The organism is Limosilactobacillus ingluviei DSM 15946, assembly GCF_001435775.1.
GTDB classification, from domain to species: Bacteria; Bacillota; Bacilli; order Lactobacillales; family Lactobacillaceae; genus Limosilactobacillus; species Limosilactobacillus ingluviei.
Map to the genome: position 1 here is coordinate 1 of NZ_AZFK01000059.1, position 529 is coordinate 529.

At 52.2% G+C, this 529-nt stretch carries 1 pseudogene; it reads left to right on the forward strand.

From position 1 onward, the window contains the following. Positions 1 to 482, forward strand: a pseudogene (locus tag FC43_RS07140) (NADP-dependent phosphogluconate dehydrogenase); the annotation flags it as partial. Between the last annotated feature and the right edge of the window lie 47 nt (positions 483 to 529).

Consider the following 529-nt stretch of genomic DNA (forward strand, 5'->3'; position numbering starts at 1 on the left):
ACGCTGAAAAGAAGGAATACATCGAAAAGATTCGCCAAGCCCTCTACTTCGGGAAGGTGATGTCTTACGCTCAAGGGTTCGACCAAATGCGGATCGACTCCGAACGCTACGACTGGAACCTGCAATACGGTCAATTAGCCCAAATCTGGCGCGAAGGGTGCATTATCCGGGCTCAATTCTTACAAAAGATTACGGACGCCTACGAAAAGAACCCTGAATTGAAGAACTTGCTGTTAGATGACTACTTCAAGGACATCGCAGCTAAGTACCAAAAGGCAATCCGGGAAGTCGTAGCCTTGTCCATCAAGGCGGGGATTCCGGTACCGGCATTTGCCGCAGCCATCAGCTACTACGACTCCTACCGGGCTGAAGTGCTGCCAGCTAACCTGCTGCAAGCACAACGGGACTACTTCGGTGCCCACACCTACGAACGGGTAGACCGCGAAGGGAACTTCCACTACAGCTGGTACGAAGAACAATAGGCTTTGGCCACACGCAAAAAGCGACGAGCACCGCTCGCCGCTTTTTT